Below are 5641 nucleotides of genomic sequence, written 5' to 3' on the forward strand. Positions count from 1 at the left end.
TATGTATGTATATTGTTCGCATTTTTTTAGATAGCCATTACATGAAAAAAACAAAAATACCCGTTTTTCTTAAAAACGGGTATTCTCTAACAGGTTTAAAATCAACAACAGGGATATTATATTTATGTTTATAGGTTTTAGTATAGTGAATGTTAATTTTTATAAATAGTAAGTGTCAATGGTAAGCGGACTGGAAGGAATCTGTGGTTTTTACTGATTCATGAAAGGAGCATTAAGGAATTGACACGTGCAACTGATTCTTCACCCTCTTGGCAGTTCCTCAAAACGAACCGTTTTGGGGACGCCAACCGGCGAGGGAGCCCCTCAAGGATTGAGGGGCTGGGGAGTTCGATAGATGGGGTCAAGGGGAAGGTTTCCCCTAGTAACAAAAGAAAAACACTCATTTGAGTGTTTTTCTTTTGTTACTATAAGTACGCTTCTTCGTTCACTATTAAATTGTATTCATATTTTTTCAATATCTTATTACAATTTATGTGAAAGGAAAGGAATAAAGCACGTTCCAAATTTTGGTATAATAGAAAGAATATTTTATATAAAAATAGAATTACTGTAACATGTATGATGAATATTACAAAGTTAGGAATATTTGAGGAGGTACTTAAATGGGAAAGGGAAAAGTTTTATGTGTTTCTGTATTATCACTCGCTTTATTGTGTTCCTGCCAGGGGAATACAGAAGAACCAAAGAGTGAGGGTTCAAAAGTTATGGAGGCAGTTAACAAAACTGTAAATAAAAAATCTTTTGTTAGTGCTGCTATATGGGATGAGAATACAAAAAGGTTAGATATAGAAATTGCTGATACTGAAGATTCATCTAAGGTAAAAAAAGAAATTAATAATCGGTTGAAAAATCAAGGGATTAAGCCTTACACAATCAATATAAAAGAACGGGATATGAAGATTGTAGAAAAAGAAAAAAGATGGAATAAAGTTACTGGATCTATTTTGGAGAATCTATTTACCAAAAATGAGTATAAAGGTTCTCAGATCCATCAAATGAATATTGAAGCAGAACAGCCGTATGCTTTGACTATAAATACAAAAATCAGTAGTGCTGATCCAAATGCTAAAGAGTTTGGGAAGAAATTAGAAAAGGAAATCACGGATCTGTTTAAAACAGATGAAGTAAGTAAATGGATTGGAAGCGATTCATACACTATTGAGATTTATAGTAACGACAAGCAAAAAATAAATTTATAAGATAAGAAATGAATATCTTTGTGTATGAAAAGTAAAGAAATCTGTATTAATAAAATCCACAGTTATAAAAATGTCGCTACACATATCCCGTACTGGGCGGATTGAAAAGGTGAATCCCTTGAGAGAAGGGATTCACCTTTTATCGTTTTACAATCTAATAAATGTTTTGAGTGCTTTTCTAGTTCTTTTATTGTTAATTCAATAGCACTATTTGTACTACCACAAGCAGGAAAGACAGTTGTAAATCTTTGTAGTGATACATCCAAATACACTTCTACATCTTCATTTACAGCAAACGGACAAACACCACCTATCGCGTGACCAATTAATCCTTCTACTTGGTTTGCATCAACCATCTTCGCTTTAACACCAAACTGTTCCTTGTATTTACGATTATCAATTTTTGCATCACCTGCAGTTACTATTACTAAAACACGATCATCTATTTGAAAAGATAAAGTTTTTGCGATTCTTTGAGGTTCACATTGTAATGCTTTTGCTGCTAATTCTACAGTTGCACTAGATTCTGTTACCTCTATATTCTATCTTCCATACTATATTGTTTGAAATAGGAAATGACTTTTTCTAATGACATTCACAGACCTTCCTTTGCATAAAAGTTTTAATTGTGTTCGTGCTAGCCCTTATAGGTTTTAATCTATATGTTTACTTTAAAAATATAATGGATACGATGCTGAAGATAGTTAGTGAGCATAAATTAAAAGCTCCATGGGCTAACCAAGCGGATAAGAAGCCCAATCTTAAAAATAACAAAGCATCAATTATACCTGGAATGAAGTATGCATAGAAATTTGTTATGTCAGGTCCATGGTATAATGCAAATATTAAATTAGTTACTAATATCCATCCCCATATATATAAGGGATTTTTGTGGGTAAACAATTCATTGCAAATTTTTTTAACCCATGAAAACTTTACTTTTAAATTAGAAAGCGCTAAAAATATTCCAACATAAAACAAATATCTAAAGATAAACTCTTCTTGAAATGGACCAATTACAGAAACCAAGATAAGAAATCCTGCTTTGGTTAGGTCTGATGTATATGGGGACACCATATCAAAAAAAGAAAATTGTACGTTTAGACACATTTCAAGGTATTTGCTGTACGTTAAGATAATTTTCCGTTAAATAAGAGTTATTTGGTACTGAAAAATCAATGTTTTTTTATGTCAACTGAAATATTCCTTTTACCAATAAAAAAAGAAAATAACAGTTTATAAAGGTATACTTTTACGAAAAAGATGATCTAACAAAAAAAGCAAACCGTATAAAAAATACAGTTTGCTTTTTTTGTTATACTACCTCATTTTGAAGTTCTTTCAGCTTTTCAAAATCTTTAGCATTCATATGCTCTTTCAAATCATTTAACTCAAGGCTGAGTTTTTTACCATTTAAACCAATTGGATAAGTACCCAATCCAGTTTTAGCATCAAATGACTTATGCTCTTGAGTTCCTTGTGAAGAAGGTTTATCTGTTACAGTGACATGGAATTTTGCACCAGTACCATAGAGATATTCTGCAATACCTTCAAAATGAATGGATTTAGTATTATGATTTAATGAAATTCCACTTGGTAATGGATGTAATGATTGATATTGATTTACAAAGTCATATATATTACCAGTATAAATCAGTACTTCTAAATCTTGAACTTTTATCATTGCCGAAAATTCACCAGATAAATCTGCTCTTAAGCGGATGATTCCTTCTAATTGATTTCTTTCTAGGGCAGTGTGTACATAGTAGGTGGTTTGAGCGGGTACAACAACTGTTTGACTAGGAACTGTGTATGCCACAGATTCTTCATTAGTTTGCTCATTAGTAGTACTTGTACTAACTTCAAACGACATACTTGTTTCTACACCCATGCCGAAGATTTTTCCACCAATATTTATATTTACTCCAGTTGTTATTCCAGTCGTTACTGAAAGAGTTACGGAATCAGTAATTGTTTTGGTAAAAGAATCAGAATGTAATGTTTGAGTTTCGTTAGTTCTATTATTAAGTATAGATTCTCCTATAAACATTGTGCCTTGAGGTTTACTTTCTTTAATTTCAAAACCATAACTTTCTGCATTTTTAACTACTAAACGTGAAGTATTAACTCTAGATATGAATGGATCAAATGGAGCAGCAAGAACCTTTTTCGATAATGCTAATAAATATGCGTCTAAATCAACTATTGCCATAATTAATAACCTTCTTTCCGTTTTTTAATTAATTTATTAAATAACTAGAGCATTGGAGTTAAAGAGGGGTTGATAGACAGGCTCATTTCACTAATATATTATAAAAAATCCATTTTTTGTATTGATAAAATTTTAATATATTGCTAGCTGTTTTTATACTTAAATTGTGTCTAAACGTACAATTTTCTTTTTTTGATATGGTGACCCCTGATAGCGATGTGACGCTACCCCTATACAAAATAAAACATATGATACCAATCTATCATACTTTTTTCTTTTCCTTGTTCCACTTCTTTGTCCAATGTCACTACAAATTCACACAGAATAACAGCATCTTTTCGAATCGAACGTTCCCTGTTAACACGATGTTGAATTTGTTGTTGAATATACACTATGTAATCTATTTTTTCTTTTGATGTAACTCATAATTCAAATAACTTTTAGTATAATCAATACTTGCATCCTCATAATTATCTGGTTCACGTTGATTGTGTTGTTGAGGACATACAACTTGATGGATTTTATATTTTTTCATTTTGCACAACACAACACTCATATTTTCCCCACCTTGTCTCGTTTCTCTTTCTTTTTTGTTCCCATTAGATACTTTTCTCACACCATAACTGTATTCTATACATATACTTCTGTAGGGATTCATATTCCGATATTGTGAATTCTAAAGGAGATGTACACGATTGAAAGATCGAAATTGTAATCAGTTTTTTCCGTTTGCATTTTCCAGTGAATGTTGTCCGACGCAAACGATACCCATTGATCAAACGCAACTCCAACAATTAATTGCCTTACTCAATGCGCTCATTAGCGCTTTAGCTGCGTTCTTACTAGACCCAAACAATCCAGCTTTAAAACAAGCTTTAATCAACTTATTTAACCAATTTCTCGATTTTTTAAATAATCTCATTCCTTCTCCTGAAACAAATTTCCTCAAACAACTTATTCAAGCCATTTTAAATCTCCTACAAGGTCCTAATTTTGATCTTGGAAAATTCCTTTCTTACTTACAACAACTGTTCAGTGCCCTTGCCTCTTTCTTCTTCTCACTTATTATTGATCCAGCTACGTTACAGCTTTTATTAAACTTACTCACACAATTAATTGGAGCCGGACCAATTACCGGACCGACTGGAGCTACTGGACCGACTGGAGCTACTGGACCGACTGGGGATACTGGACCGACTGGGGATACCGGAGCTACTGGAGCTACTGGACCGACTGGGGATACCGGACCGACTGGGGATACCGGAGCTACTGGAGCTACTGGACCGACTGGGGATACCGGAGCTACCGGAGCTACTGGACCGACTGGGGATACCGGACCGACTGGAGCTACCGGACCCACTGGACCAACTGGTTTTGTTACAACAAATGGAAGATTCTTTAGATCAACTCAAACACCTTTCCTAGGAGCTAATACTATTATTCCTTTAACAACAGTAGCTCCAAATACCACAGGTGATTTAGTTTTAACAGGAACAGGTGGTATACAAGTTAATACCCCTGGTTTATATTTAGTTAATTATATGGCAAACACAGAAAGCGAGAATCTAGCAGATGGAGAGATAAGTGTTGGTTTTGGATTAAGTATAAATGGAGGTCCTGTACTACCAGACACGAGAGTAACTGCTACACCTGTAACAGCAACACCTCAAGGCGTAACTATAGATTTAGGAAGACAACCAGGTACTGATAGTACATTAATACGTTTTGCAGCAGGCGATATTTTAACTTTAACTAATATATTTGCAGAAAATGGAGTTTTATATCGAGGACCAAACTCAGCAAGTATCACACTTATCAAAATTGCTGACTAACTAAAAAAACGAATTCCGATTAATTGGAATTCGTTTTTTCTTTGTATATAAGTTCTGTTTAATATTTTAACAATTATTCAGTCCCTAACCTTAGAGGCCTAGTCACAGGGTTGCTGCTCTAGTCCGTCAGATGAATCACATAAAATGTAATTCATCTACTAACTTACTCTCGCAATCTTAGTGCGCTTTGTCTAAATACCTATACAGCGTGGTTTTGCTAATTCCCGTCGCATCTGTAATTTCCTTAATTGTATAGTCCTTACTCTTATACATTTTAATGGCTATTGCTACTTTATCTTCCCTTTTATTAGGGGTACGGCAACCATTCCTTCTTTTTGGAGCCACTCGCAAAAGTGGTCTTTTTTTATACAATTTTA

At 33.7% G+C, this 5641-nt stretch carries 7 protein-coding genes and 1 pseudogene; 2 read left to right on the top strand and 6 right to left on the bottom strand.

Features of this window, described 5'->3' with window-relative positions:
- Positions 1 to 623 precede the first annotated feature (623 nt).
- Entirely contained in the window at positions 624 to 1220 is a 597-nt protein-coding gene (locus ACQGS6_RS22045; RefSeq protein ID WP_426965607.1) for a DUF4030 domain-containing protein, read from the top strand.
- Positions 1221 to 1282: 62 nt separating this feature from the next.
- Here ACQGS6_RS22045 and ACQGS6_RS22050 read toward each other — a convergent pair.
- From ACQGS6_RS22050 to ACQGS6_RS22070, 5 genes and pseudogenes are all read right to left on the bottom strand, one after another.
- Positions 1283 to 1815, bottom strand: a pseudogene (locus ACQGS6_RS22050) (YbaK/EbsC family protein).
- 71 nt (positions 1816 to 1886) lie between these two features.
- A complete protein-coding gene (locus ACQGS6_RS22055) occupies positions 1887 to 2330 on the bottom strand; it encodes a CPBP family glutamic-type intramembrane protease (protein WP_426965608.1) in 444 nt (147 codons plus the stop codon).
- 205 nt (positions 2331 to 2535) lie between these two features.
- Entirely contained in the window at positions 2536 to 3432 is an 897-nt protein-coding gene (locus ACQGS6_RS22060) for an ETX/MTX2 family pore-forming toxin (RefSeq protein WP_426965609.1), read from the bottom strand.
- 230 nt (positions 3433 to 3662) lie between these two features.
- Complete coding sequence (locus ACQGS6_RS22065) at positions 3663 to 3824, bottom strand: hypothetical protein (protein WP_426965610.1); 162 nt, start codon at positions 3822 to 3824, stop codon at positions 3663 to 3665.
- An 8-nt stretch (positions 3825 to 3832) separates the two neighbouring features.
- A complete protein-coding gene (locus ACQGS6_RS22070) occupies positions 3833 to 3988 on the bottom strand; it encodes a plasmid recombination protein (RefSeq protein ID WP_426965611.1) in 156 nt (51 codons plus the stop codon).
- Between the two features lie 139 nt (positions 3989 to 4127).
- Here ACQGS6_RS22070 and ACQGS6_RS22075 point away from each other — a divergent pair, with 139 nt between their 5' ends.
- Positions 4128 to 5264 carry a collagen-like repeat preface domain-containing protein gene (locus tag ACQGS6_RS22075; RefSeq protein ID WP_426965612.1) on the top strand — a complete coding sequence of 379 codons (1137 nt, stop codon included), beginning with the start codon at positions 4128 to 4130 and terminating at the stop codon, positions 5262 to 5264.
- 177 nt (positions 5265 to 5441) lie between these two features.
- On the opposite strand, the gene ACQGS6_RS22080 is transcribed toward ACQGS6_RS22075, so the two are convergent.
- Positions 5442 to 5641: helix-turn-helix domain-containing protein (locus ACQGS6_RS22080; RefSeq protein ID WP_426965613.1), on the bottom strand; the 200-nt coding region annotated here is incomplete at its 5' end.

It is taken from the genome of Bacillus sp. GMs2/2, assembly GCF_050172095.1.
Lineage (GTDB): Bacteria > Bacillota > Bacilli > Bacillales > Bacillaceae_G > Bacillus_A > Bacillus_A cereus.

What these genes read in the sequence shown, in the direction of transcription:
- ACQGS6_RS22055 (WP_426965608.1), bottom strand. Translation starts at nt 2,330, where the DNA reads ATGTGTCTAAACGTACAATTTTCTTTTTTTGATATGGTGTCCCCATAT.
- ACQGS6_RS22060 (WP_426965609.1), bottom strand. Translation starts at nt 3,432, where the DNA reads ATGGCAATAGTTGATTTAGACGCATATTTATTAGCATTATCGAAAAAG.
- ACQGS6_RS22045 (WP_426965607.1), top strand. Translation starts at nt 624, where the DNA reads ATGGGAAAGGGAAAAGTTTTATGTGTTTCTGTATTATCACTCGCTTTA.
- ACQGS6_RS22070 (WP_426965611.1), bottom strand. Translation starts at nt 3,988, where the DNA reads ATGAGTGTTGTGTTGTGCAAAATGAAAAAATATAAAATCCATCAAGTT.